This window comes from Xanthobacter sp. DMC47 (genome assembly GCF_056313845.1).
Genome location: NZ_JBQUZM010000001.1, coordinates 1,519,080 through 1,544,574, shown reverse-complemented (window position 1 = coordinate 1,544,574; position 25,495 = coordinate 1,519,080). Strand labels below are relative to the sequence as shown.

Sequence of the window (25,495 nt, the reverse complement as noted above, 5' to 3'; positions counted from 1 at the left end):
GCTTCACAGGGTCGGCGGGGTCGGGGGCGCGGGCGGCACCGCCGGGCGGGCGGCGGGGCGTTCGGAGGCGAGGATGTCGCGAATCTCCATCAGCAGCGCCTCGGACTTGGTCGGCGCGGCCGGCGGCTTGCCGGCCTCCGCCCGGCGCAAGGCGTTGATGCCGCGCACCACGAGGAAGAGGACGCCGGCCACGATGATGAAATTGATGGCGATGGTGATGAATGATCCATACGCCAATACCGCGCCCTGTTTCTTGGCGTCGGCAAGGTTCGCGGCGGTGACGGACTTGGACAGCGGGACGAAGTAGTTCGAGAAGTCGAGGCCGCCGGTGACGGCGCCGATGACCGGCATGAACACGTCGCCCACCAGCGAGGTGACGATATTGCCGAACGCGGCACCGATGATGACGCCGACGGCAAGGTCCACCACATTGCCGCGGACCGCGAACTCCTTGAACTCCTTCAGAATCGGCATTGCGTTCTCCTGCCCGGTGTCGCGCCCGGGGCGCCGGGGCACCTTGCCCCTGCGCGACAGGATATCCCATCGCGCCGGGGGCAACGCCCGCGCGCTCCCCAAGGGCAACGCCCGAGCTGCCGATCCGGTTCGCCCGGCGCGGCCGGATATCGCGCGCCTCGTGCCACACGTGACGCTTTCATGACTTTGAGCGCGCCCGTCCCTATGTTAGGGAGTGCCCGCCGCCGATGACGGGGGCGGGCCTAGAGGCTCATCAACAGCAACCCTCGGCTGCCCCTGCGGGCGGTGCAGAGGACTAAAATGGCGACACTGGCGAGAATGGCGGACCGGCAGACCAGCTTCGAGTATGAGGATCTCCTCGCGTGCGGACGTGGCGAGCTGTTCGGGGCCGGGAACGCGCAATTGCCGCTGCCGCCCATGCTGATGTTCGACCGGATCACCGAAATCTCGGAGACCGGCGGCGAATTCGGCAAGGGCATGGTGCGCGCCGAGCTGGATGTGAACCCGGACCTCTGGTTCTTCGCCTGCCACTTCAAGGGCGATCCCGTCATGCCCGGCTGCCTCGGCCTTGATGCCCTGTGGCAGCTGGTGGGCTTCCACCTCGGCTGGCTCGGCTCGTCCGGCCGCGGCCGGGCGCTGGGCCTCGGCGAACTGAAATTCTCCGGCCAGGTTCTCCCGGGCGTGAAGAAGGTGGTCTACGGCATCGAGTTCAAGCGCGTGATGCGCTCCAAGCTGGTGCTCGGCATCGCCGACGGCTGGCTGGCGGCGGACGGCGAGGTGATCTACCGCGCCAAGGATCTGAAGGTGGGCCTGTTCCAGGCCGAGACGGCACCCCAGCCCGCAGGCGCCGCGAGCGCCTGACAAGGCCTCGCCACGATCTGCGGCGACACTGGGTGCACTCCAATGGGGATTTGACATGCGGCGCGTCGTCGTCACCGGGATGGGCATCGTCTCGTCCATCGGCAACAACACGCAGGAGGTTCTCGCCAGCCTGCGCGAAGCCAAGAGCGGTATTTCCTTCGCCGAGGACTATTCCCGGCTCGGATTCCGCTCCCAGGTGCACGGTGCGCCGACCCTGAATGCGGAAGAGGTCGTTGACCGCCGCGCCATGCGCTTCCACGGCGGCGGCACCGCGTGGAATCACGTGGCCATGGAGCAGGCCATCCGCGATTCGGGCCTTGAGCCGAACGAGGTCTCCAACATCCGCACCGGCCTGGTGATGGGTTCGGGCGGCTCCTCCACCAAGACCATCGTGGATTCGGCCGACATCACCCGCGAGAAGGGGCCGAAGCGCGTCGGCCCGTTCGCGGTGCCCAAGGCCATGGGCTCCACCGCCTCGGCGACCCTCTCCACCTGGTTCAAGATCAAGGGCCTGAGCTATTCCATCTCGGCGGCCTGCGCGACCACCAACATCTGCATCGGCAACGCCTACGAGCTGATCCAGTACGGCAAGCAGGACATCATCTTCGCCGGCGGCTGCGAGGACCTGCACTGGACCCTGTCCGTGCTGTTCGACGGAATGGGCGCCATGTCGTCCAACTTCAACGACCGCCCGGCGGTGGCCTCCCGCGCCTATGACAAGAACCGCGACGGATTCGTGATCTCCGGCGGCGCCGGCGTGCTCGTGCTGGAAGAGCTGGAGCACGCCAAGGCCCGCGGCGCGCGCATCTACGGCGAAATCGCCGGCTATGGCGCGACCTCCGACGGCGTGGACATGGTGGCCCCCTCGGGGGAGGGCGCCGAGCGCGCCATGAAGCTCGCCATCGCGGGCATCAAGGCGCCCATCGACTACATCAACCCGCACGCCACCTCGACGCCCATCGGCGATCTCAAGGAGATCGAGGCGATCCGCGCCGTGTTCGGCGACAAGTGCCCGCCCATCTCGGCCACCAAGTCGCTTACCGGCCACTCGCAGGGCGCCACCGGCGTGCACGAGGCGATCTATTCCATCCTCATGATGCAGAACGGCTTCATCGCCGAGAGCGCCAACATCGAGGAGATCGACCCGGCGTTCGCCGACATGCCCATCGTGCGCCAGCGGGTGGACAACGTGACGCTCGGTCATGTGCTGTCCAACGGCTTCGGCTTCGGCGGCACCAACGCCAGCCTCGTCATCAAGCACGTCGACGCCTGAGGGTGCTGGACGCCTGACCGTCCCGCCTGGAGGCGGCGTTCAGGATTGGTCATCAATGGTGAGCCGGCGCCGGCCGAAACGCGATGGCGTGGCCGGGCGCCGTCTGCTATCGGCGTCTCAGGCGCAAGAGGGTGGGTTATGCAGGACCTGATGAAGGGCAAGCGCGGCCTGGTGATGGGTGTCGCCAACGATCATTCCATCGCCTGGGGCATCGCCAAGGCGCTGGCGGGTCAGGGCGCGGAACTCGCCTTCACCTACCAGGGCGAGCAGGTGGCCAAGCGCGTGAAGCCGCTGGCCCAGAGTGTCGGCTCCTCCCTCATGCTGCCGTGCGACGTGGAAGACCTCGCCAGCGTGGACGCGGTGTTCGCCGCGCTGAAGGCGGCCTGGGGCAGCATCGACTTCCTGGTCCACGCCGTCGCCTTCTCCGACAAGTCCGAGCTGAAGGGCCGCTACGCCGACACCAGCCGGGAGAACTTCTCCCGCACCATGGTGATCTCCTGCTTCTCCTTCACCGAGATCGCCAAGCGCGCGGCCGCGCTGATGACCGAGGGCGGCTCGCTGATTACCCTCACCTATGGCGGCTCCACCCGCGTCATGCCCAATTACAACGTGATGGGCGTGGCCAAGGCGGCGCTGGAAGCCTCCGTGCGGTATCTGGCGGCGGACTTCGGCCCGGTGGGCATCCGCGTCAACGCCATCTCCGCCGGCCCGGTGCGCACGCTGGCGGGCGCCGGCATCGCCGATGCGCGGGTGATGTTCAACTACCAGAAGCGCCACGCGCCCCTGCGCCGCACGGTCAGCATCGAGGAGGTGGGCGGCTCGGCCCTCTATCTCCTTTCCGACCTCTCCGCGGGCGTGACCGGCGAGGTGCATTTCGTCGATTCCGGCTACAACATCATCTCCATGCCGCACCCCGACGTGCTGAAGGCGCAGGAGGATGCGGAGGCCCAGGCCGCCGCCGAGGCCCCAAGCGCCGCTGCGGACGTGCCCACCAAGGCCGCCGAATAGGGCCGGGGCATGGGCGTCCCCTCTCGCCCGCTCACCCGCCGGGGCCTGCTCGCCGCCGGTGCCGGTCTCGCCGCCATGGCGATGGTCGCCCCGGCGGCGGCTGATCCGCTCTCCCCGGAGGCGCGCAAGCTGCTGGACGCCATGCCCGGCAAGGCGGTGCTGGGGGCGGAGAAGACCAAGCCCCTCGTCACCGAGCTGGTGGATTTCAACGCCCCGGACTGGCGCCGCTCCGCCTTCGACATGCGCGAGCTCCTCGCCGGTGACGCGAAGCTCGCCTATGCCATCGTTCAGACGCCGCGGGTGGACGTGGGCTCCATCGAGGCCGCGCGGGTCGCGCTGGCAGTGCTTTCCCTGCACCCCGGGAAGTTCGGCGACTTCTACCTGGCGCTCGCCGCCACCACCGGCGACATCGACGGGGTGAAGGCGATCAACGTGGTGCGCGCCGAGGGGCTGGACCACTACAAGGTGTTCCGCGCGGCCAACCAGCCGGACATCACCGACATCCTCACTCAGGGCGTGGCGCTCGCTGCCGCCCTCCGGGTGCTCGATCCCCCCGCCTATGTCATCGGGACGGACGTGGTGACCGGCTATGCCGACCTTGCCCGCAAGCGGTCCCGGATCGCCGCCGCCGCGCGCTGATCGCCGCGCGGCCCCCGCAGCGCGGTTCCTGCAACGGCAGTTCCCGCAACGGCATGGCGCCGGTCCGCAAATTTCTCCCTTTACGCTTCGAAGCCGGCGTCGTATCGGGCGAACCTTCGGCCGCCTGCGCCGATAATCCAGCACAAGTCAGACGGCAGTGCAGGCCAGGGGGAAGCCATGCAGGCGTGGCAGGTCGCGATACTGGTCTTTCTCGCGCTTGAGGGCGGGGCGCTGTTCGGCATGGGCGCCCAGCGCTGGCTGAAGGCGCATCACCTCTCCAAGGAGACGCAGGAGGCGGTGAAGCTGGGCGTCGGCATGGTCGCCGCCATGGCGTCGCTGATCCTCGGCCTGATGACCGCCTCGGTGAAGGGCAATTTCGACACCACCGGCAAGGACGTGCAGCAATACGCGACCTTCCTCACCATTCTCGACGCCACGCTCCAGCACTACGGACCCGATGCGAAGCCCGCGCGCGATGCGCTCAAGGTCTACACGGTCCACGCCATCGGCGAGACCTGGCCAGACGCCGCCGACCAGAGCATGCGGGTGGCCAGCCTCGATTCCGAGCAGAAGCTGGAGCGAGTGGGTCATGAGATCCGCATCCTCACGCCGTCCGGACCCGAGCAGTCCGACCTCAAGGCGGAGGCGCTCGACCGGTTCAAGTCGCTCAACGCTTTGCGCTGGACGATCATCGCCGAAAGCGTCACGGATATCCCCCCGGTGTTCATCGTCGTGCTGATCGTCTGGCTGACGCTGATCTTCGCCAGCTTCGGCCTGTTCTCGCCGGTGAATCTGGTCTCGCTCATCGTCTTTCCCCTGTGCGCACTGTCGCTGGCGGGCGCCATCTTCCTGATCCTGGAGATGAGTTCGCCGTTCGACGGTGTCATCATGGTGGGGCCGGAAGCCATGCAGCGCTCGCTCGCTCACATGAAACTGCCCTGAGTGGCGGTGTAGAGCGGGTGTAACCGGCAGCTCGGCCGGGACTGCGACCCTCGCGCGGTTGCGCCGGGGCGCCGGGTTTTGTACGTGCTGCATCGCGGGACGGACCCGCGGCGCCGCCCCCGACGGCGCGCAGAATGGAGGCCGACATGAGCCGCAAGGTGCTCTGGATTGCGGCGGCGAGCGTGCTGGTCGGCGCGATCGTCCTCGGCCTGAAGACGCTGGCCTGGTGGATCACCGGCTCGGTGGCGCTGCTGTCCGATGCGCTGGAAAGCATCATCAACGTCGCCGCATCGGCCGCCGCCCTGTTCGCCATCACGGTGTCCGCGCGCCCCGCCGACGACAACCACCAGTTCGGCCACCACAAGGCGGAATACATCTCCGCCGTGCTGGAAGGCGTGCTCGTGGTGGTGGCCGCCATTACCATCATGCGCGAGGCCTATTACGGCTTCCTCGACCCGCATCTGCCCGACCAGCCGTTCACCGGCATGCTCATCAACGGCGCCGCGACGGTCATCAACGCCATCTGGTGCATGGTGCTGCTGCGGGTGGGCAAGGCCATGCGCTCGCCGGCCCTCGTCGCTGACGGCAAGCATGTGCTGACCGATGTCGTCACCTCCGCCGGCGTGCTGGTCGGCTTCGTGCTGGTGCCCGTCACCGGCTGGCCGGTGCTCGATCCGCTGATCGCCGGCCTCGTGGCGCTCAACGTGCTGTGGACCGGCTGGAGCCTGATGAGGGAATCCGTCGGCGGGCTGATGGATGCCGCCCCGCCGCCGGACGTGGTGGCGCGCATCCGCGAACTGGTTTCGCTGCACGCCGCCGGTGCCATCGAGGCGCACGATCTGCGCACCCGCCATGCCGGACGCATCACCTTCGTGGAATTCCATCTGGTGGTGCCGGGCGACATGACGGTGGCCGCCGCCCACGACATCTGCGACCGCATCGAGAACGCCTTCGAGCGCGACATGGACGATGCGATCATCACCATCCATGTGGAGCCCGAGGGCGAGGCCAAGCACCGCGGCGTGGTGGTGGTCTGAAGCTCTCCTACGCGCCTTTCGGGCGGAATGCGGCGCACACCTGCGGGTCGGTCTCGATGCGCCCGGCGCCGATCAGGTCCAGGCAATACGGGATGGCCGGGAACACCGCCGACAGGCAGACCGCGATGGACGCGGGCTTGCCCGGCAGGTTCACGATCAGCGTCTTGCCCCGCACGCCGGCCTCCTGCCGCGACAGGATGGCCGTGGGCACCTCATTGAGGCTGATGCGCCGCATCTGCTCGCCGAAGCCGGCCAGCGGCTTCTCGATCACCGCGGCCATGGCTTCGGGCGTCAGGTCGCGCGGGGAGGGGCCGGTGCCGCCCGTGGTGCAGATGAGGTCCATGTGCTCGTCGTCGGCGAGGGCGATGAGGGTATCGCGCACGCTCTCGAACCCGTCCGGGATCACCCGGTAGTCCGCGACCCACGGGCTGGTGATGGCGCGGCGCAGCCAGGCCTCGATGGCCGGGCCGCTCAGATCCTCATAGGTGCCGGAGCTGGCGCGGTCGGAGATGGTGACGATGCCGATGCGGGCGGGGCTCATGTGAAACATCCGGCTGGAAATCGTTCCGCCTGTGCTGGCGTGCCCGGCATCCTAAAGCAAGCGCGGTACCAGCGGTGCCCCGTCGCAGGGTGACAATTTGGGCTTGCGACCCGACGTCTATGCCGTATTCATGTGAACATAAGAAGAAAGTGTCGTTTCCTCCGGCGCGCCGCCTCGCCGGGGCCAATCGGGCCGGGCCGGATGTCGGAATATCTCACCACCCGCGAACTCGCGGCGCTGCTGAGGGTGCGCGAGCGCAAGGTCTACGACCTCGTCGCCACCGGCAGCCTGCCGGTGCGGCGGGTGACGGGCAAGCTGCTGTTTCCCCGGCAGGAGATTCAGGACTGGATCGCCGGCTCTGCCGATCCCGCGCCGGCCCATGCCGCCGCCCCGGCTGCTCCCCATGCTGTCGCGGCGGACCATCCCGCCCCGCCGGCGGTGATGACCGGGGGCCATGATCCGCTGCTTGAATGGGCCCTGCGGGAGTCCCGCTCCGGCATCGCCTGCCTCATGGACGGCGCGCTCGACGGCCTCGACCGGGCGGGGCGGGGCGAGTGCATCGCCGTCGGCCTGCATGTACCGGAAGGCGACGACTGGAACGCCGCCGTGGTGGAACAGCGCTTCGGCCGCGCGCCCTGGGTGCTGGTGGAATGGGCGCGGCGCGTGCGCGGGCTGATCTGCCGGCCGGGCCTTCCCCGCACGCCCTCGTGCCTTGCCGAGACGCGGGGCCTCAGGTTCCAGATGCGCCAGAAGGAGGCGGCGAGCGAACTGGTGCTCGACCGCCTGCTCGCCGCCGAGGGCCTTAACCGCGACGTCCTCGCCTGCGCCGCCACGGTGGAGCGCTCCGAGACCGACCTCGCCCTCGCCGTCGCCGCCGGGCGGGCGGACGTGGGTCTCGGCATCGCCGCCGCCGCGCGCCTGCACAATCTCGATTTCGTGCCGCTGGTGGAGGAACGCTTCGACCTCATGGTCTGGCGCCGGGCCTATTTCGAGCCGTCGTTCCAGAAGCTCGTCGCCTTCTGCCGCGAACCTGCCTTCCACGCGCGGGCGGCGGAACTGGGCGGCTATGACGTCTCCGGCTTCGGCACTGTCCATTTCAACGGGGCGTGACGCCCCTTTCCTCATTTCAACAGACAAAAAAGGCCCGCCCGAGGGACCGGGCGGGCCAGTGAGGGCAATGGGGGTGCCCTGTCTGCGAGCGTCACTCAGGCGAGCGGCGGCACGTCCAGCGCGCGGAAGATGGCGCAGCGGCGGAAGGCGTCGATGGAGGGCGGCTCGCCCTTCTGCGAGCAGTATTTCGCCACCAGCTTGGCGAGGCCCTTGATGTCGCGGCCCGACGTCTCCGGGAACATCTCCACCAGCGTGTCGATCAGCTCATTGGAGAGGATGAGGCCGAACTGGTCGCACATCACCCGCCAGATCTTCCGCCGGTCATCCGGGCCGGGGGAGTGATACTTGATGAGGGCGATGCAGCGCGAGACGATGGCCTCGTCGATGTCGTCCACCCGGTTGGTGGTGAGGAACAACAGGCCGTTGAAGTATTCGAGCACGCGCAGGAACACGCCCACCACCGCATTCATGGTGAGGTTGTCCTGCCGGCGCTTGATGTAGACGTCCGCCTCGTCGATCAGCATCACCGCGCCCCAGCGCTGGGCGCGGGTCAGCGCATCTTTCAGCGCCTGCTCCATGTGCGCCACGTCGAGGCCGAGCTGGCCGGAATGGACGCGGTAGAGCGGGCGCTGGATGATCTCGGAATAGACCTCGGCGGTGAGCGTCTTGCCGACGCCGGGCGGGCCGGCGCAGAGCACGGTGGTGCCGCCGGACTTGCCCGCCACCACGTCGTCCATGAGCGTGTTCATCTCGGCGGTGAGGATGTCGATGAGGTCGGTCTGCTCCGGCGGCAGCACCAGCTTCTGCTTCAATTCCGGGTGGTATTCGTAAGGTTTGATGTCGTCCACATGCACCCACACATGGTGGTGCAGCTCCAGATGGAACATCAGGATCAGGGGATGCACCGGCATGTCGGTGAAGGCGCCCTTGGGGATGCTCTCTTTCGCCGCGCGCAGCGCTTCGTCCACCGCCATGTGGAACAGGTTCTGCTTGTCCGCCTTCTTCACGATCTTGTCGAGGAAGAAGCCGGACGTCTCGGTGCCCAAAGTGCGCTCGCCCAGCAGTTCCTCGTCGTTCACCAGCCGCGCCTCGCTGCCGGAGGAGGAGAGCACCACGGTCGCCTTGCGCGCCCAGTCGGTGTCGCGCCGGTTGGCGGTGGGGTCCTCGGCGAAAAGGCCGGTGCCACGGCCGGAGAACTGCTGGCCATAGCGGCCGCGCCATTCGAAATAGCGCACCATCTGGTCATCGAAGGAGGCGAGAAGGCCCTCGTCCTCCATCAGCCAGCCCTTGGCGGCGAGCGTGCCGGGAATGGTGAGGCCGCGCAGATCCTTGGAGCGGATCAGCAAATTCTCGACGTGGGTCTTGCCGCGATTGTTGGCCTTCAATTCCACGATCAGCCGGCCGGCCTCCTCCTCGCCGGGGGGCGTGTAGTCGAGGCGGGTGATGAGATAGGGCTCGGGCTTGCCCGAGGGGTTCATGCGGAACAGCCAGCCCCGGATGCAGCGCTTGACGAAATAGAGCGCGATGGCCCCCGCCAGATCTTCCAGTTCGTCCGGCCCGAACCGCTGGCCCTCGTCGCGGAACACGCCGACGAGATTGGCGAGCTGCTCCTCCTGCCCGCGAATGGTGGTGCCGCCCGTCCGCAGCACCAGCTCGTGCAGATGGGCCAGCTCGTCGGGCTTCAGCGCATCGAGGCCCAGCTCCATACGGCTCGAGAGACGCGGCTGGGCGAGCAGGTGCGCCTGGTCCGGGAAGGCGTCCACCAGGCTTTCGACCACCAGGCGTTCGACGATGAGTTTCATGGGGCAGCCTCATGTCTCGAACGATGTCGGGGCTTCGACAATTTGGCCGACCTGTGACACGCCCTGGCATCGTGAACGGGGATGAAGGGCCGTGAGCAAGATCGGGGCCGCAGCCACGCGGCGTCGGCACTCCGGCGCCGCGAGTGGGGCACCGGGATAAGGGCGCTCTGCCGCAGGCGTGGGCAGAAAGGCGCCTGCGTCGAGGGCAGGCGATGCCCGCGCGCTCCTGTGGAATGGACGCAAGCCTTTGGCGACGCAGCGTGCACGCAGTCGGGGACCATGCTGCAATGCAGTGAAATCCGCCTGAAATTTCAGCTTGAAGCCACGCTCAAAATAGCTTTGTATCAAACCTAATCGCTGCCCCGCTTCCGTAGCGTCCGCCGTCCTCGGCGGGCGACGGCCTCAGGCCGAGGGGGAGGAGCGGCGCCCGCGTCCGGCGTACGAGAGGAAGGTTGCCCCGGCCCATGCTCGCGCAGCAGATCGTCAACGGCCTCATGCTCGGGGCCATCTACATGCTGGTGGCGGTGGCCTTCACCCTTGCCATCGGCGTGCTGAACTTCCTGAACTTCTCGCTCCCCGGCCTGTTCATGGTGGGTGGAATGCTCGCCTTCGGGCTGATGAAGGCGGGCTGGCCCTTCCTCATCGCCGCGGCGGGCGCGCTGGCGGCGGCGGCATTCGTGTCGCTGCTAGTCGAGCGCTTCGCGTATCGGCCCATGCAGGGCGGCGATCCGGAGGTGCCGCTCGTCTCCTCCCTCGGCTTCCTGGTGCTGCTCGAGAACTTGATGCTGATCCAGTACGGCTCGGACCAGCAGGCGTTCCCGGCCCTGCTGCCGGATCTCAACATCCGCCTTGGCGGCCTCGTCATCGGCATCGCCCAGCTCATCTCGCTGGCGCTCTCCCTCGGCCTGGTGGCGTTCCTGTCCTGGTATCTCTCCTCCACCGCCGGCGGCCGGCGCATCCGCACGGTGGCGGAGAATAGGGAGACGGCGCTGCTCATGGGCATCGACATCTCCCGCCTCGTGCCGCAGCTCTTCATCGCCTCCGCGCTGCTCGCGGCGCTGGCGGGCATCCTGTTCGCGGTGAACTACCAGCAGGTGTCGCCCTTCATGGGCGAGGGCGTCGGCTTCAAGGGTGTCGCGGCCATGATCGTCGGCGGCATGGGCTCCATCTGGGGCGCGGTGCTGGGCGGGCTGGTGATCGGCCTCGCGGAGGTGCTGTCCATCTCCTTCATCGGCGCGGACGTGGTGAACATCTCCGTCTATGGCCTGCTCCTCCTCATCCTCATCGTGCGTCCGCAGGGCCTCATGGGCCGCGCCGCCAGCCGGGAGAAGCTGTGATGAGCGGCTATCTGACGGGCGTCCTCGTCGTCCTCGCCTTCAACGTCATCGCCGCCTACGCGGTCTATCTGCCGCTGGCCGCGGGGCAATTGAACCTCGGCATTGCCGGCTTCATGGCCATCGGCGCCTATGCCTCGGCCTTCCTCACCAACGAATATATGTGGCCCATGTGGGTGGCCATCCCGCTCGGCGCGGGGCTTGCGGGTCTGGTGGGCCTGCTCATCGGCGTGCCGGTGCTGCGCACCCACGGCATCTATCTCGCCATGGCCACCTTCGCCCTCGGCCAGGTGATCTCCGCTGTCTTCCTCAATCTGGAAGTGGTGGGCGGCGCGGCCGGATATCCCGTCACCGACTATGCCGGGCCTTATGTGGTCTATGCGGCGGCGGCCGGTGTGGTCGTTCTCATGCTGCTCATCTCCCGCACCCGCTTCGCGCTTTGCCTCACGGCGGTGAAGAGCGACGCGACGGTGGCGGACCTCCTCGGCGTCTCCGTGCGCGGCATGAAGGTCGCGGCCTTCGCGCTGGGCGCGGCGGTGGCCGGCTTCGGCGGCGGGCTCTACGCGCACCATTATAGCTTCGTCGAGGCGCAGCATTTCAACGTGCTGCTGTCGGTCTTCACCGTGCTCTACGTGCTGTTCGGCGGCACGCAGACGGTGTGGGGGCCGCTGGTCGGCGCCGCCTTCTTCACGCTGGTGCCGGAGCTGCTGCGCGCCTCCGACCAGTGGCGCTATGCCCTTTTCGCCGTCTTCATCATCCTGTTCATGGCCGTGCGGCCGCAGGGGCTGGTGACGTCCTCTTTGTTCCGCCTGTTCCGGCGCAAGGCGGAGGCCGCGTGATGTCCGCTGCTCTCGCGATAACCGGCCTGTCGAAATCCTTCGCCGGCGTGCGTGCCATCCGCGATCTGTCCTTCACCGTGCCGAAGGGCGTCACCACCGCCCTCATCGGCCCCAACGGGGCGGGCAAGACCACGGTGTTCAACCTCGTCAGCGGCGTCTATGGCGTCGATGCCGGGCGCATCGAGGTGAATGGGCAGGACGTGACGCATATGCCGTCGCGCAAGCGCATCTCCACCGGCGTCGCCCGCTCCTTCCAGAACATCCGGCTGATGCCGCATCTCTCGGTGCTGGAAAACCTGCTGGTGGGCCAGCATGTGCGCGCCTCCTCCCTCGGCGCGCTGCTCACCCCCTACCGCCTCTTCCCCAATCACCGCTGGAAGCGCGAGGCGCGCGCGGCGCTGGAGGAGAGCGGCCTCGGCCGCTGGGCGGACGAGATGGTCTCCGCGCTGCCCTATGGCGTGCGCAAGCGCATCGACCTCGTGCGTGCGACGCTCGCCGGCGCGAGCCTCCTGATGCTCGACGAGCCCGCCGCCGGCCTAAATCCCAGCGAGACGAATGCGCTGCGCGATCATCTCAGGGCGCTGATGGCGAAGGGCGTCACCCTCCTCGTGGTGGAGCACGACATGCACTTCGTGGATTCGATCTGCGAGAACGTGGTGGTGCTGAACTTCGGCGAGAAGATCGCCGAAGGCCCGCTCTCCCGCGTGCGGCAGGAGAAGCTGGTGCGCGAGGCCTATATCGGCACGGACGAGGAGGCCTGAGCCATGGCGCTGCTCGAAGTCTCCGGCCTCTCCGTCGCCTACGGCCGCGTCGCGGCCCTCTCGGACGTGTCGCTGACCGTGAACGAGGGCGAGGTCGTCACCGTGCTCGGCGCCAATGGCGCGGGCAAGTCCACTTTGCTCAAGGCCATCCTCGGCGCGGTGCCGGCCAAGGCCGGCGGCATCACCTTCGCGGAGGCCGACATCACGCGCCTGCCCCCGCACCGGCGCATGGCGGCCGGCGTGGTGCTGGTGCCGGAAGGTCGGCGCATCCTCATCACCCTCACCGTGGAAGAGAACCTGCGGCTCGGCGCCCACATGCGGCGCGACACGGCGGCGGTGGAGCGGGAGATGGCGGCCATCTACGACCGCTTCCCCAATCTCGCCGAGCGCCGCCACATGGCCGCCTCCTGCCTCTCCGGCGGCGAACAGCAGATGCTGGCCATCGGCCGCGCCATGATGGCGAAGCCCCGCCTGATGATGCTGGACGAACCCTCCCTCGGCCTCTCGCCGCTGTTCGTCTCCAAGCTGTTCGATCTCATCCGCGAATTGAACACGGACGGGCTCTCCGTGCTGCTGGTGGAGCAGAACACCGGCAAGGCGCTGAAGGCGGCGCATTCGGCCACGGTGCTGGAACTCGGCCGCGTGGCCATGGCCGGGGCGCCGGACGTGCTCGCCGCCGATCCGAGGTTGCAGGACGCGTATCTGGGCGGAGGCTCGGCCGCCCATTGAGACACCTCCAGGGGCCCATGGGCCCTTGGATCAAGCCCGCGCGGCGATTGAGCGTGGGCATCCGGAGCCGGTCGAAGACCGGGGCCGGGAAGCAAAGCCAAGAGGAGAACGGGACATGAAGAAGAGCGTGCTGTTCGGTGCCGGCCTTCTGGCGGCGCTGGTCGCCTCCGGTGCCGCGCGGGCGGAGGGCGAACTGGTCCTCGGCTACATGATGGCCAAGAGCGGCCCCTATGTGAGCCTCGCCAACACCAATGAGGTGGCCGTCGACATGGCGGTGGAGGAGATCAACGCCAAGGGCGGCATCAACGGCAAGAAGATCAAGGTGGTGAAGTTCGACACCGCCGGCGATCCCAAGCAGGCGACCACCGCGCTGCGCTCCTTCGCGCAGGATGCCAATGCGCTCGCCGTCATCGGCCCGTTCTCGTCCTCGGAAGTGCGCACCACCTTCCCGGTGGGCGAGCGCGAGGGCATCGCGCAGATGTCCATGGCCTCCTCGGCCCCCGGCCTCACCAAGGGCTTCACCTACGGCTTCCGCAACACCACGGACGAGGGCAAGGTCATCGACCAGGTGCTCGCCTCCATCAAGGACAAGAAGCTGCCCATGGCCTCGGGCGCGGCGGCCTATGCCACGGATGACGTGGTGTCCAAGTCCATCGGCACCGTGGTGGTGCCGAAGATGTTCGAGAAGTATGGGATCCCCTCCAAGGGCTCGGTGGACTTCCAGCTCGCCGCATTCGACCTGTCGCCCCAGGTGGCGCAGCTGAAGCAGATGGCGCCCGATATCGTCGGCCTCGGCTCGCCGCCCGAGGGCGCGGTGAACCTCGCCAAGGAGCTGAAGCGCCAGGGCGTCTCCACCCGCATCGTCGGCGGCACCACCATTGCCGATCCCGAGCTGCCCAAGCGCATGGACGGCGCCGGCGACAATCTCACCATCGGCACCACCTTCTTCCCCGAGGTGAACGCCACCACCAAGGCCTTCACCGCCGAATTCGGCAAGCGCACCAAGGCGGCGGGCATGACCCGCACCGACCCGAACCAGATGGACGCCTCGGTCTACGACATCGTTTACCTCTATTCCGAGGCGATGAAGCGCGCGGGCGTCACCGGCGACAAGGCGAAGCTCGCCGAGGAGCGCGCCGCCATCCGCGACCAGCTCGCCAAGCTGAAGGATTATCAGGCGCTTGAAGGCGCCATCTCCTTCACCGACGGCGACGCCGTGAAGCCCGTCTACATCCTCGAGGTGAAGGGCGGAAAGTGGACCCTGCTCGACACGCGCACGCCGAACTGACCTCGGTTGGTGTGTGTACGGCCGGCGCCTCCTTTCCCTCCCCCTTTCGGAGGCGCCGGTCTCTTTCCCAGTCTTCTGAACGAGAGAAACCGATGGGCACGAAGCTCACCTTCACCCTCCACGCCGGCGGCGAGAGCCGCACGGAGACGCTCGACATCCGCCATGCGGTGATCGCGGGCTGGACCGGCCGCGACAAGGTCGCGCTGGAAAAGCACATCGTGGAGCTGGAGGAACTGGGCGTCGCGCGCCCGGCCTCGACGCCCATCTATTACCGCGTCGCCGCTGCCCGCTTCACCACGGCCGGCGAGATCGAATCCACCGGGCCGGAGTCGTCCGGCGAGGTGGAGTTCATGATCCTTCAGGCGAACGGGCGCCGCTGGCTCGGCGTCGGCTCGGATCATACCGACCGCAAGGTCGAGACCTACGGCATCACCGTGTCCAAGCAGATGTGCGACAAGCCTGTCGCCGCCGACCTCTGGGCGCTGGACGAGCTGCTGCCCCATTGGGACAGCCTGCTCATCCGCTCCTATGCGGTCATCGACGGGGACCGGGTGCTCTACCAGCAGGGCTCGGTCGCAGCCATGCTGCCGCCGGAGGAGATCATCGCCGGATACGAACCGGGCTTCACCGACGGCACCGCCATGTTCTGCGGCACGCTGGCGGCCATCGGCGGCATCCGCCCCGCCGCACGGTTCGAGTTCGAGATCGAGGACCCGGTGCTGGGCCGGATCATCCGCCACGGCTATGACGTGACCGTGCTGCCCATCGCCGGCTGAGCGCGGGGACAACGCAAGGCAAAGGGGGAGGGGGCGCCATGCAGCTCGATGCGCGCGACATGGATCAGGATGCGCCGGCCGAGGCCGGGCCGGCACAGGTGCGCTCCCTGCGTGACACCGCTTACGAGGCCATCAAGCAGCGCATCATCATGTGCGTCTTCCGTCCCGGGGAGGCGCTGAGCGAGGCGCAGGTGGCGGCTTCTCTCGGCCTTGGCCGCACGCCGGTGCGCCAGGCCTTCGACCGGCTCATGCGCGACGGCCTCGTGGAGGTGCTACCCCGCAAGGGCATCATCGTGCGCCCCATCTCGCAGGACGAGGTGCGCGACATGGTGGAGGTGCGCCTGCTCAACGAAAGCTTCTGCGCGCGCCTTGCCGCCGAGCGGGCGGACGCGGCCGTCATCGCCGCGCTGAAGGAGAATGTGCGCCGGGGCTCCGCCGCCGCGGGCGATGGCGACATCACCGAGCTGATGGCTCTCGATCGCGAATTCCACCTCACCATTTCCGGCGGCGCGCGCAATCCGGTGCTGGGCGAGATATTGCGGAACCTGCACGAACGGGCGCAACGCGTGTGGTTCGTCTCCCTGCGCGACGTCGCCCACCACCGCCGCGTGGTGGACGAGCATGCCGCCATCGTCGACACGCTGGCCGCCCGCGACGCCGATGCCGCCGAGCAGGCCACCCGCGCCCACATCCTCTCCTTCGCCGAGAACCTGAACCGGCAGCTTTAGGCCGGCTTCGTGCCCACCATCCCGTGGTGGGGGAAGGTGACGAACAGCTTTCCCTCGGCCTCCGCCTTCGCGAGCGCCGCACGGAAGTCGCCAAGCTCCTCGGCGGAAAGGCGCGGCTCCAGCCGCCCGACGATGAAGCGCCAGAAGCCGCTGCCATTCTCGAAGGCCGGCATGGCCGGGCAGGGCACGAGGCCCTCAAGCCCCGCCGCCCGCATCCGCCGGTAGAGGCTCGCGTCGGCGACACCTCCCGGCGACACCATGGGCGGCACCACCTCCACCTTGGCGCGGATCGCATCGGGCAGATCGGCGCTGAAGATGTGGCGGCCGTCGATGGCGCGGACGATGACGCCCACCCGCCCGCCGGGCTTCACCACCCGAAACAGCTCGGCAAGGGCGCGGTCGGCGTCGCACTCTTCCAACACGGTGACGCTGTAGGCGTGGTCGAAGCTGGCATCGGCGAACGGCAGATGCTCGGCATCCGCCTCGCGGAAGGTGATGGCGTCCGCGAGGCCCTCCTGCGCGGCGAGGTCCGCGCCCTCCCGCACCATGTAGGCATTGATATCGCAGGCGGTGACGTGGCCCGCCCGCCTCGCCGCCATGCGCGCCAGCGCGCCGGAGCCCGCACCCACGTCGAGCACGTGATCCTCCGGGCCGGGATCGATGACGTCGAGCAGCGTTGAGAACATGCCGCGATAGCTCGGGCTCGATGCGCGGTCCTCCAGCAGCGAGACGCCGCCGAGATGCGCGCCGCCCAGCCGGATCACGGTGAAATGCTCGGCGAGATGGGGCAGCGCGGCGTCCCACTGGGTGGGGGCGAGGAAGAGGGGGAACAGCACGAGGGCCGGCCCCGCACCCCGGATGTCGTAGCTGATGCCGGCATGGGCGCCGCTTGCGGGCGCGCGGGCGAGCGTGCTGGCCGCGCCCGGCAGGTCCTTCAGCGCGGCGATCACCTCGTCCGTGCGGTCGCGCACATGGTCCGCCCATCCCGGCTGCGCGTAATTTTCGAGGACGCGCCTGCGGCTCTCGGGCAGGGCGGCCGCGACCACGGCGGCGATCTGGGAGGAGGTGCCGCCATCCCCGGCGAGCACCGTCAGGCGGTTGCCCACGGCCGCGAAGGCGGCGGGCTCGCACCCTATCGGCTCGTGGAACAGCAGGCCGGCGATGCGCGCCGGATGGGCCGCCGCGAAGCCGGCGAGGCTGCCCGGCATCTGCGTCGCCACATGGGCGGCCTCCAGCCCCAGATGATCCCACAGGTCCGCCAGCCGGTCGGCAAGGCTTCCGCCGCGCGCCCCGGCCGTCTGTGTGTCGCTTGGCATGGTCCCCCTCCGCGCCATGATCCCGGTGACGCCGGGTCGCTCACGGCCATGCTAGCGCATTCATGCGATGGGTCGACAACGGCCGGTTCGTCTCGCTCCCCCCGTCGCCCTCCGGCTGGACCGGAGGGCCCATGTCGACCGTTGCGCCGGCGGAGGGATAGGTCCTCCGATCAAGTCGGAGGACGACGGCGGTTCCGGAGGGCGCGTGGTCTTCAGCCGGCGAGGCGCTCCCACCCCGCCCCGGCGGAGAGGAAGAGCGTGGGCGCCTCCACGTCCACGGCGAAGGCATAGGCGGCGGCGGGCAGGGCGCCGCTGCCGGTGAGGAAGGCACGGCCGGTGCGCACCACGAGGCCGCCGCCCTCGGGCAGGCGCACGCCGCGGGCGTCGCCGGCAAGGCCTTCGCCCGTCGCCTTCAGCACCGCCTCCTTGCCGCACCACTGGCGCAGGGCGGACGCGGCGCGACCGGGTTCGGGGAGGGCCGACCAGCGGGCGCGGTCGTCCTCGTGCATGAAATCGGGGGCGAGGCGGGTCCACAGATCGAGACCGCGCGCCTTTTCCACATCGACGCCGATGGTGCCGCCGCGGGCCAGCCCCACCGCCACCCAGCCGCCCGAATGGGTGAGGTTGAAATCGAGATCCGACGCCATATCGAGCCCCGGCCGCCCGTTCGTCCCGCGTGCCACCGGCACATCCGCCGGCGCGCGGCCGAGCGCGGCGCCGAGCAGGGTGCGCGCGAGGCTCCAGGCGGCAGTGCGGGCGGCGCGGTCGTCGGCCTTCACATGGCGGGCGATGCGGGCGGCCTCGTCAGGCGGCAAAGTGATGGAAAGGTCGGGATTGACGAGGGCATCGAAGACCCGCGCGATGGCGACGAGGCTCGCGCCCGGTCCCAGCCGCGCGGCCTCCACGGGCGAGCACGCATCAGGCACGGGCGGCGCGCCAGGCGGAGAGGGTGCGCTTGAGCAGGGCCAGAAGGCGCTGCTCGTCCTCGCGCACGAAGAAATGCCCGCCGGGCCACACCTCCACCGCCACGGGGCCGGAGATCACCTCGCGCCACGCATGAAGGCTCGGCTCCGGGGTGGCGGGATCGTCCGCGCCGCCGAGGATCACCGCCGGGCAGGCCAGCGCCGGGCCGGGGGCGAAGTCGTAGGTATCCACCATGCGGAAGTCCGCCTTCAGCGCCGGCAGCGTCATGGCGAGGATGTCGGGGCGGCGAAACAGCACCTCGGGCGTGCCGCCGAAGCGCTTCAGCTCCTCGATGAGCGCGGCATCGCTCATCAGGTGGCGGTCCTGCCGGGGAAACGGCAGGTGCGGCGCCGCCCGGCCGGAGAGCACGAGCCCGGCCACGCCGACGCCGTGGCGGGCCAGCGCCCGCGCCGTCTCGAAGGCCAGCAGCGCACCCATGGAATGGCCGTAGAGCATCACCGGCACATGGCGGTGGGCGAGGGGGGCGGCGATGTCCTCGGCGAGCGCCGCAAGGCTCGCCGGCACCGGCGCGCCGTGGCGGCTGCCGCGTCCGGGCAGCTCGGGGCTGTCCACGGTGGCGAGACCGATGAGCGCGGCCTTCCAGGTGCGGTAGAGCACGGCGGAGCCGCCGGCATGGGGCAGGCAGACGAGGCGCACCGCTCAGCCCTTCCGGCCAAGGGGCGGTCTCGCCCGTGTGTCTGGACAGCGACGCGGCATCGTGGAAGCCTCCCCTACCGAGATAAGCGGGAAAGGGGCGGCGGCTCAAGGCTTGCGCTGCAGTGCGGCAAGAAAAGGAGCGGAAAAGCGGCGCCCGCGCTACCTCGGTGCCGCTTTGGCGCACCGGCATGGGCTTGACAACGGGCCGCGTGGGAAATGTAATTCACTAGTTAGTTAAAACGGGACCGCAGAGCCCCGGCCGGGACAAAACGCTAAAGGGAGGAAGCCGCATGGCGTCGCCACGCCACAGGAATCCCGTGCTCGCCGTCATCGACGCCCCATGGGCGCGGCCGGTCGGGCTGCTGGTGATCCTCATCGTGATCTGGGACCTTTCGGTCCGCCTCTTCCAGATCCCGGCCTATCTCATCCCCACCCCGTGGGACGTGATGATCGCCTTCCGCAATGACGGCGCCATGCTGGCGCGCGAGGCGGTGCCCACCACCATCGCGACGCTGGCCGGCTTCGCGCTTTCGGCGGCCATCGGCATTCCGCTCGCCATGCTGATCGCCGGCTCGCGCACCATCGAGGCCTATCTCTACCCGCTGCTGGTCTTCTCCCAGTCCATCCCCAAGGTCGCCATCGCGCCGCTGTTCGTGGTGTGGTTCGGGTTCGGCATCGTGCCGAAGGTGATTTCCGCCTTCCTGCTGGGCGTGTTCCCGGTGGTGGTGGCAGGCGTGCAGGGCTTCAAGTCGGTGGAGGCGGACATGCGCGACCTCGCCCGCTCCATGAAGGCCTCGCGGCTCCAGACCTTCGCCATGGTGAGCCTGCCCCACGCCATGCCGGCCATCTTCGCCGGCCTGAAGGTGTCGGTGACGCTCGCTGTGGTCGGCGCGGTGGTGGGCGAGTTCGTGGGCTCGAATTCCGGCCTCGGCTTCGTGCTCCAGCGCTCCATCGGCAATTTCGAGCTGCCCACCATGTTCGCCGCCCTCATCGTGCTCGCGCTCATCGGCGTGGTGCTGTTCTGGGTGATCGACCTCGTGGAGCGCCTGGTGGTCCCGTGGCATGCGAGCCAGCGCCATGATGCCTTCGTCACCGTCTGAGGAGGGCGCCATGGCCAGACCCAACACCCTGCGCGTGATTTCCCGCAACGAAGGCCCCGCGACCCGCCGCCGGCTCATCGATATCCGCGGCCTCGCCAAGACCTACCGCACCCGCGACGGCGAGGTGCCCTCGCTGAAGCCCATGGACCTCGACATCACCGAGGGCGAGTTCATCTGCGTGGTCGGCCCCTCGGGCTGCGGCAAGTCCACGCTCCTGAAGCTGGTGGCAGGCCTCATCCCGGCGACGGCGGGGGAAATCCTCATCGACGGCAAGGCCGTGACCGAGCCGCCGGACGACGTGGGAATCGTGTTCCAGAGCCCCGTCCTGCTCGCCTGGCGCAATGTGCTGCGCAACGTGATGCTGCCGGTGGAGGTGCGCCGGCTCGATCGCGCGAGCCATCTGGAACGCGCCCGCCAGCTGCTCAAGACGGCGGGGCTCAACGGCTTCGAGAACAAATATCCCTGGCAGCTCTCCGGCGGCATGCAGCAGCGCGCCGCCATCTGCCGGGCGCTGGTGCACGACCCGAAGATCGTGCTCATGGACGAGCCGTTCGGTGCGCTCGATGCCATGACGCGCGAGAAGATGAACCTGGAGCTCCAGCGCATCCAGTACGAGACGGGCAAGACCATCCTGCTCATCACCCATTCCATCCCCGAGGCGATCTTCCTCGCCGACCGGGTGGTGGTGATGACCGACCGGCCCGGGTCGGTGGCCGCCATCTACGACGTGCCGCTGCCCCGCCCGCGCTCGCTCGACATGATGGCGAGCCCGGTGTTCGCCGAACTCGCCAAGACCATCCGCGGCCATTTCTACGCCCAGGGCCATCTGGACTGAAGCCTCAGGCTTCAGAGGATTGAGAGGACGAACATGCCCTTTCCGCGCGTCACCATCCGCGAGGTGGAGATCGGCGAGCGGCTGATGCCCTTCGTCCGCCCGTTCCGCTTCGGCCCCTCGGTGGTGGAGACGGCGCCGCAGGCCTTCGTGAAGGTGGCGGCGGAGGTGGAGGGCTTCGGCCCGGCGACCGGCATGGCCGCCGAGATGATGATGCCGCGCTGGTTCGACAAGGCGCCGGCGAAGAGCCCGCTCCACACGGTGGACGACCTGCGCCGGGGCCTCGCCCAGGCGGCGCGCATCTATGCCAATGCGCTGCCCGCCAGCGCCTTCGGCTTGTCGGTGGCGGCGCGGGCGCCCCAGCTCATGTGGGGCAAGCGCGAGGGTGTGCCGCCGCTCGCCGCCGGCTTCGGCCCGGCGCTCCTCGACAAGGCGGTGCTGGACGCGCTGCTGCGCGCCATGGGGCTCGGCCTCGTCGCCGGCCTCAAGGCCAACGTGATGGGCCTCGACGCGCGTCTCTCGCCGGACCTCACCGCCGGGCAGATCGGCGCCTTTCTCTCGGCGCTGGTGCCCGCCCCTGCGGTGGCGCTGCGCCACACGGTGGGGCTCATGGACCCCCTCGACGGCCCGCACGGCCTCGCCGCCGAGATCGCCGCCGCGCGGCTCGCCTTCTTCAAGATCAAGATCGGCGGAGAGCTTGCCGCCGACATCGCCCGGCTGGAGAAGATCGCCGCCATCCTCGCCGCCTCCGCGCCGGGATACGTGGCGACGCTGGACGCCAACGAGCAATACGATCCCGACCGCCTCATGGCCCTCGCCGAAGCCCTGAACGGCCCGCGCCTCGCCGCCTTCCGCGCCCGGCTTCTCTACATCGAGCAACCCTTCGACCGCGCCGAGACCTTCGCCGCGCCCCTGCCGCCGCTGGACGGCCTGCCCGTCATCATCGACGAGGCGGACGATGCGCCCGACGCCTTCCCGCGCGCGGCGGCGCTGGGCTATCGCGGAGTGTCGTCGAAGAGCTGCAAGGGGCTCTACAAGGCCATCCTCAACGCGGCGCGGGTGAAGGCGTGGAATACGGGCGGGGCGCGCGCGCCGTTCCTCATCTCGGCGGAAGACCTCACCTGCCAGCCGGGCCTCGGCATCGAGCAGGACACCGCCCTCGTCGCCGCCCTCGGCCTCGCGCACGGCGAGCGCAACGGCCACCATTATGTGGACGGCTTCGGCCCCGCGCCGGAGGGCGAGGCCCGCGCCTTTTTCGACGCCCATCCGGACCTCTACACCCAGCGCAACGGCCGCCTCGGCCTCGACGTCTCGCGCGGGCTCCTGCCCACCCGCAGCCTGCTGGAGGCGCCCGGCTTTGCCCGCGCCGCCGAGCCCGACTGGGCCAGCCTCACCCCCATCGCGCCGGCCGCGGTGCCCGAACCCATCCCGCACGGGACGCTCGCCTGAGCCCCCGCGCCGCCCTTTCAGGATCGCCCCCATGAACGAGCACGCCCGCGCCGCCGCCCTCTCCCTCCGCCTGCCCGTGGCAAGCGGGGGGCTGGAGACGTTCCGCCTGTCCGCCCCACGCGATTATCCCGCCCGCGCCTCCGGCCCGATGAACCGCATCGCCTTTTCCGCCGCCCATGTGGTGGCGGACCCGTTCAAGGACTGCGACCCGTGGCTGGACGCGGCCATCGACTGGGACAGGACCATCGCCTACCGCGCCCGCCTGTGGGACCTCGGCCTCGGCGTCGCGGAGGCCATGGACACCGCCCAGCGCGGCATGGGGCTCGACTGGCCGACCTCGCTGGAACTGATCCGCCGCTCGGTGGAGGCGGCGAAGGCCCACGGGCCGGAGGCGCTGGTCTTCTCCGGCGCCGGCACCGACCATCTCGCGCCCGAGGCGGCGACCTCGCTGGACGACGTGATCCGCGCCTATGAGGAGCAGATCGCGGCGGTGGAGAAGGTGGGCGGGCGCATCATCCTCATGGCCTCGCGCGCGCTGGCGCGCGTGGCGAAATCGCCGGAGGATTATGAGACGGTCTATGCCCGCGTTCTCTCGCAGGTGTCGGCGCCGGTCATCATCCACTGGCTCGGCGACATGTTCGATCCCGCCCTCGCCGGCTACTGGGGCACGCGCGATCTCGATGCGGCCATGGACACGGCGGTGGCCGTCATCAACGCCAACACGGCGAAGATCGACGGGGTGAAGATCTCCCTCCTCGACAAGGACAAGGAGATCGTCATGCGCCGCCGGCTGGACCCGGCCGTGCGCATGTATACGGGCGACGATTTCAACTATGCGGAGCTGATCGCGGGCGACGAGAAGGGCCATTCCCACGCTCTGCTCGGCATCTTCGACGCCATCGCCCCGGCCGCCTCCGCCGCGCTCACCGCGCTGGCGGCGGGCGACACCGCGCGCTTCCACGACATCCTCGGGCCGACGGTGCCGCTCTCCCGGCACATCTTCAAGGCGCCGACGCGCTTCTACAAGACGGGGGTGGTCTTCATGGCCTATCTCAACGGCCACCAGGACCATTTCACCATGGTGGGTGGGCAGGAGAGCACCCGCTCCACGCTCCACCTCGCCGAGCTGTTCCGCCTCGCCGACGCGGCCGGGCTGCTCACCGATCCCGACCTCGCGGTGACCCGCATGAAGGCGGTGCTCGCGGTGCGCGGCGTCGCGGGCTAGCCCCGCTCCGCGAGCGCTTCCGCCGCGCTTGCGCTTGTGCCACCTTCCCCCGGCGCCATCGAAAGGCGGAGGGGAGGGAGCATCGTGCGCATCAACCTTGACGCGGATCAGCAGGACGCGACGCTCGGCGCCATGCTCTGGGTGGCGCAGGCGAAGGGCTCCGCGGCCGTGACCGAGGCCGACCGGCACACCATCGCCGCCGCCGCGGAAGTGGTGTTCGGCCGACCGTCCGGCGGTCCGCTGCCAGGTCCCGTCGAGCCCGCCGGCCTCGCGGCGCGCCTCTCCGCGCCGGCCGCTTCCGAGGCCATGCGGCTCATCACCGTGGTGGCGCTGGTGGACGGCAGCATCGATGCCGCGCGCATCGACCGGCTCGTCGCCTGCGCGCAGGCCACCGGGCTGGGCGGCGCCGAATATGTGCGCGATCTCGCCGAGGCCGCCCATGGCCATCTTCACGCTGCGCTCGGGTGCATGATCCGGGCGAACATGGAGAGCGTCACCGGCCGTCCGTGGAACGGCAACGTCACGAGCGACGTCGCCGCCTATCTCCTGCCCTACAACGAAAAGCCGGACCCTGCGCTCGCCGCCCGCTTCCACGCGCTGGAGCAATTGCCGCCGGAGAGCTTCGGCAACCACTTCTTTCACCATTTCCGCGACAACGGATACGCGTTTCCCGGCGAGCCCAACGGCCTCTCCGCCGTGTTCAGCGTGCCGCACGATTCCTGCCACGTCCTCGCCGGCTACGACACCACGCCGCCCGGCGAAATCCTCGTCTCCACCTTCACCGCCGCCATGCACCCGAAGAATTCCATGGCGGCCCATGTGCTGCCGGTGATCGTGAGCTGGCACCTCGGCATCAAGCTGAATGACGTCGCCGCCTCGGCCACCGGCGCGCTGAAGCCCGGTGCCTTCTTCGAGGCGTGGGAGCGCGGGGCGGGCACGAACACGGACCTGTTCGCGCCGGGCTGGGACTTCTTCTCCGTGGCCGCGGAGGATCTCGAAGCCCTGCGGGTGCGCTACGCGATCGCGCCCCGCCACTTCCCCCTGAACGCCTGAGCGCGCGCGCCTAGCGGCACGCGGCCGAGAAGAGGCGGGCGCGCCACAGCAGGGCGCCGGCGCGGCTCGGGTGGATGCCGTCCGTGGTGGAGACCGATTGCGGCGCCGGCACCACCACCGCGCCGGTCTCGGCCCCGATGGCGCGGATGGCGGCGTTCTGCTCGGCCACGTAGGACTGGTCGAGCATGTCCGCATAGGGCGAGCGGCCGTGCTCCACCGGGTTCACCTCCACCAGCACCAGCTGGCTGCCGGGAAAGCGGGAGATGATCTCGCGATAGAGCGTCCGCCATTCGGCGATGGAATGCTTCGGCTTCACCGCATCGTTGGCGCCGATGGCGATCACCACGCGGGCGGGCTGGAGGTGGCTTTCGAGCGACCCGGCGCGGGAGACGAGATCGTCGATCTTGTCGCCGGGCACCGCGGCGTTCAGCACCTCTTCCCCGCACAGGCTGCGCGGGGCGGCCTGATAGGTGATGCTGTCGCCGATGGCGAGCACCGGGGCATTGCTGAAGCGGGCGCGCAGATCGGCCTCCAGGGCGATGCGGGCGCGCAGGGGAATCTGGTTGATGGACAGCGCCACCAGAGCGGCCGCGCCCCCCGCCACCGCGAGGGTCACGAGCCACGGCCTGAGGCGCGCCCACTGGCGCTGCGAGAGCGCCGGCACCAGCCGGCGGAGGGCGGGCAGGCTGCCGCTGCCGGCGTCGGGCCGGTCGGGATAAAAGCTCATGGGGCTTCACCTTTCATCTGGAAGGCAACGC

The 25,495-nt window shown here is 69.3% G+C and carries 26 protein-coding genes; 19 read left to right on the top strand and 7 right to left on the bottom strand.

Translation table 11 applies throughout. The features are described 5' to 3' along the window. Window positions 1-3: 3 nt before the first annotated feature. Complete coding sequence (gene mscL, locus ACT54R_RS07135; protein WP_476326421.1) at window positions 4-468, bottom strand: large conductance mechanosensitive channel protein MscL; 465 nt, start codon at window positions 466-468, stop codon at window positions 4-6. A 324-nt stretch (window positions 469-792) separates the two neighbouring features. Here mscL and fabA point away from each other — a divergent pair, with 324 nt between their 5' ends. The 6 genes from fabA (at window position 793) to ACT54R_RS07105 (ending at window position 6,234) form a co-directional block, all read left to right on the top strand. After that, window positions 793-1,335 (top strand): 3-hydroxyacyl-[acyl-carrier-protein] dehydratase FabA, encoded by a 543-nt coding sequence (fabA, locus tag ACT54R_RS07130; RefSeq protein WP_168461873.1) that lies wholly within the window; start codon window positions 793-795, stop codon window positions 1,333-1,335. 55 nt (window positions 1,336-1,390) lie between these two features. Then, window positions 1,391-2,608 (top strand): beta-ketoacyl-ACP synthase I, encoded by a 1,218-nt coding sequence (gene fabB / locus ACT54R_RS07125; protein WP_168461447.1) that lies wholly within the window; start codon window positions 1,391-1,393, stop codon window positions 2,606-2,608. Between the two features lie 138 nt (window positions 2,609-2,746). Then, window positions 2,747-3,616 carry an enoyl-ACP reductase FabI gene (gene fabI / locus ACT54R_RS07120; protein ID WP_476324897.1) on the top strand — a complete coding sequence of 290 codons (870 nt, stop codon included), beginning with the start codon at window positions 2,747-2,749 and terminating at the stop codon, window positions 3,614-3,616. 9 nt (window positions 3,617-3,625) lie between these two features. After that, a complete protein-coding gene (locus ACT54R_RS07115) occupies window positions 3,626-4,255 on the top strand; it encodes a thioredoxin domain-containing protein (RefSeq protein ID WP_476324895.1) in 630 nt (209 codons plus the stop codon). A 177-nt stretch (window positions 4,256-4,432) separates the two neighbouring features. Continuing rightward, a complete protein-coding gene (locus ACT54R_RS07110) occupies window positions 4,433-5,197 on the top strand; it encodes a bestrophin-like domain (protein ID WP_476324893.1) in 765 nt (254 codons plus the stop codon). A gap of 146 nt (window positions 5,198-5,343) precedes the next feature. Then, a complete protein-coding gene (locus ACT54R_RS07105; RefSeq protein ID WP_476324891.1) occupies window positions 5,344-6,234 on the top strand; it encodes a cation diffusion facilitator family transporter in 891 nt (296 codons plus the stop codon). A 7-nt stretch (window positions 6,235-6,241) separates the two neighbouring features. Here the strand turns inward: ACT54R_RS07105 and mog are convergent, their stop codons facing one another. Further along, window positions 6,242-6,775, bottom strand: coding sequence for a molybdopterin adenylyltransferase (gene mog / locus ACT54R_RS07100; RefSeq protein ID WP_476324889.1), 534 nt, complete (start codon window positions 6,773-6,775; stop codon window positions 6,242-6,244). Window positions 6,776-6,976: 201 nt separating this feature from the next. Here mog and ACT54R_RS07095 point away from each other — a divergent pair, with 201 nt between their 5' ends. Beyond that, the gene (locus ACT54R_RS07095) at window positions 6,977-7,885 is read left to right on the top strand and encodes a substrate-binding domain-containing protein (RefSeq protein WP_476324887.1); all 909 of its coding nucleotides are present in this window, start codon (window positions 6,977-6,979) and stop codon (window positions 7,883-7,885) included. A 95-nt stretch (window positions 7,886-7,980) separates the two neighbouring features. Here the strand turns inward: ACT54R_RS07095 and ACT54R_RS07090 are convergent, their stop codons facing one another. Then, the gene (locus tag ACT54R_RS07090) at window positions 7,981-9,687 is read right to left on the bottom strand and encodes an AAA family ATPase (protein WP_476324885.1); all 1,707 of its coding nucleotides are present in this window, start codon (window positions 9,685-9,687) and stop codon (window positions 7,981-7,983) included. A 464-nt stretch (window positions 9,688-10,151) separates the two neighbouring features. Here ACT54R_RS07090 and ACT54R_RS07085 point away from each other — a divergent pair, with 464 nt between their 5' ends. From ACT54R_RS07085 to ACT54R_RS07055, 7 genes are all read left to right on the top strand, one after another. Beyond that, entirely contained in the window at window positions 10,152-11,024 is an 873-nt protein-coding gene (locus ACT54R_RS07085; RefSeq protein WP_168461426.1) for a branched-chain amino acid ABC transporter permease, read from the top strand. After that, a complete protein-coding gene (locus tag ACT54R_RS07080; protein ID WP_476324883.1) occupies window positions 11,024-11,860 on the top strand; it encodes a branched-chain amino acid ABC transporter permease in 837 nt (278 codons plus the stop codon). Before ACT54R_RS07085 ends, ACT54R_RS07080 begins: the two co-directional genes overlap by 1 nt. Beyond that, entirely contained in the window at window positions 11,860-12,621 is a 762-nt protein-coding gene (locus ACT54R_RS07075; protein ID WP_476324881.1) for an ABC transporter ATP-binding protein, read from the top strand. The genes ACT54R_RS07080 and ACT54R_RS07075 overlap by 1 nt, the downstream gene beginning before the upstream one ends. A 3-nt stretch (window positions 12,622-12,624) precedes the next feature. Then, complete coding sequence (locus tag ACT54R_RS07070) at window positions 12,625-13,350, top strand: ABC transporter ATP-binding protein (RefSeq protein ID WP_476324879.1); 726 nt, start codon at window positions 12,625-12,627, stop codon at window positions 13,348-13,350. Between the two features lie 115 nt (window positions 13,351-13,465). Beyond that, complete coding sequence (locus ACT54R_RS07065) at window positions 13,466-14,638, top strand: ABC transporter substrate-binding protein (RefSeq protein ID WP_476324877.1); 1,173 nt, start codon at window positions 13,466-13,468, stop codon at window positions 14,636-14,638. A 92-nt stretch (window positions 14,639-14,730) separates the two neighbouring features. Then, a complete protein-coding gene (locus ACT54R_RS07060) occupies window positions 14,731-15,414 on the top strand; it encodes a DUF2848 domain-containing protein (RefSeq protein ID WP_476324875.1) in 684 nt (227 codons plus the stop codon). A gap of 38 nt (window positions 15,415-15,452) precedes the next feature. Continuing rightward, a complete protein-coding gene (locus ACT54R_RS07055; protein WP_476324873.1) occupies window positions 15,453-16,142 on the top strand; it encodes a GntR family transcriptional regulator in 690 nt (229 codons plus the stop codon). Here ACT54R_RS07055 and ACT54R_RS07050 read toward each other — a convergent pair. The 3 genes from ACT54R_RS07050 to ACT54R_RS07040 all read right to left on the bottom strand — a co-directional run bounded on the left by ACT54R_RS07050 (window position 16,139) and on the right by ACT54R_RS07040 (window position 19,078). Continuing rightward, complete coding sequence (locus tag ACT54R_RS07050) at window positions 16,139-17,458, bottom strand: class I SAM-dependent methyltransferase (RefSeq protein ID WP_476324871.1); 1,320 nt, start codon at window positions 17,456-17,458, stop codon at window positions 16,139-16,141. The genes ACT54R_RS07055 and ACT54R_RS07050 overlap by 4 nt on opposite strands. 212 nt (window positions 17,459-17,670) lie before the next feature. Beyond that, window positions 17,671-18,384, bottom strand: coding sequence for a 4'-phosphopantetheinyl transferase family protein (locus ACT54R_RS07045; RefSeq protein WP_476324869.1), 714 nt, complete (start codon window positions 18,382-18,384; stop codon window positions 17,671-17,673). Further along, window positions 18,377-19,078 carry a thioesterase II family protein gene (locus ACT54R_RS07040; RefSeq protein WP_476324867.1) on the bottom strand — a complete coding sequence of 234 codons (702 nt, stop codon included), beginning with the start codon at window positions 19,076-19,078 and terminating at the stop codon, window positions 18,377-18,379. Before ACT54R_RS07040 ends, ACT54R_RS07045 begins: the two co-directional genes overlap by 8 nt. A gap of 290 nt (window positions 19,079-19,368) precedes the next feature. On the opposite strand from ACT54R_RS07040, the gene ACT54R_RS07035 reads away from it, so the two are divergent. From ACT54R_RS07035 to ACT54R_RS07015, 5 genes are all read left to right on the top strand, one after another. Continuing rightward, on the top strand, window positions 19,369-20,178 hold the full coding sequence (locus ACT54R_RS07035) for an ABC transporter permease (protein WP_168461390.1): 810 nt from the start codon (window positions 19,369-19,371) through the stop codon (window positions 20,176-20,178). A gap of 10 nt (window positions 20,179-20,188) precedes the next feature. Then, window positions 20,189-21,013: an ABC transporter ATP-binding protein gene (locus ACT54R_RS07030; RefSeq protein ID WP_476324866.1), complete on the top strand. Its 825-nt coding sequence runs from the start codon at window positions 20,189-20,191 to the stop codon at window positions 21,011-21,013. Between the two features lie 33 nt (window positions 21,014-21,046). Beyond that, a complete protein-coding gene (locus ACT54R_RS07025; protein ID WP_476324864.1) occupies window positions 21,047-22,459 on the top strand; it encodes an enolase-like domain-containing protein in 1,413 nt (470 codons plus the stop codon). A 31-nt stretch (window positions 22,460-22,490) separates the two neighbouring features. Next, window positions 22,491-23,684, top strand: coding sequence for a dihydrodipicolinate synthase family protein (locus ACT54R_RS07020; protein ID WP_476324862.1), 1,194 nt, complete (start codon window positions 22,491-22,493; stop codon window positions 23,682-23,684). Window positions 23,685-23,768: 84 nt separating this feature from the next. Beyond that, window positions 23,769-24,737, top strand: coding sequence for a hypothetical protein (locus ACT54R_RS07015; protein WP_476324860.1), 969 nt, complete (start codon window positions 23,769-23,771; stop codon window positions 24,735-24,737). Between the two features lie 10 nt (window positions 24,738-24,747). On the opposite strand, the gene ACT54R_RS07010 is transcribed toward ACT54R_RS07015, so the two are convergent. Further along, window positions 24,748-25,464 carry an SGNH/GDSL hydrolase family protein gene (locus tag ACT54R_RS07010; RefSeq protein WP_476324858.1) on the bottom strand — a complete coding sequence of 239 codons (717 nt, stop codon included), beginning with the start codon at window positions 25,462-25,464 and terminating at the stop codon, window positions 24,748-24,750. Window positions 25,465-25,495: the final 31 nt, after the last annotated feature.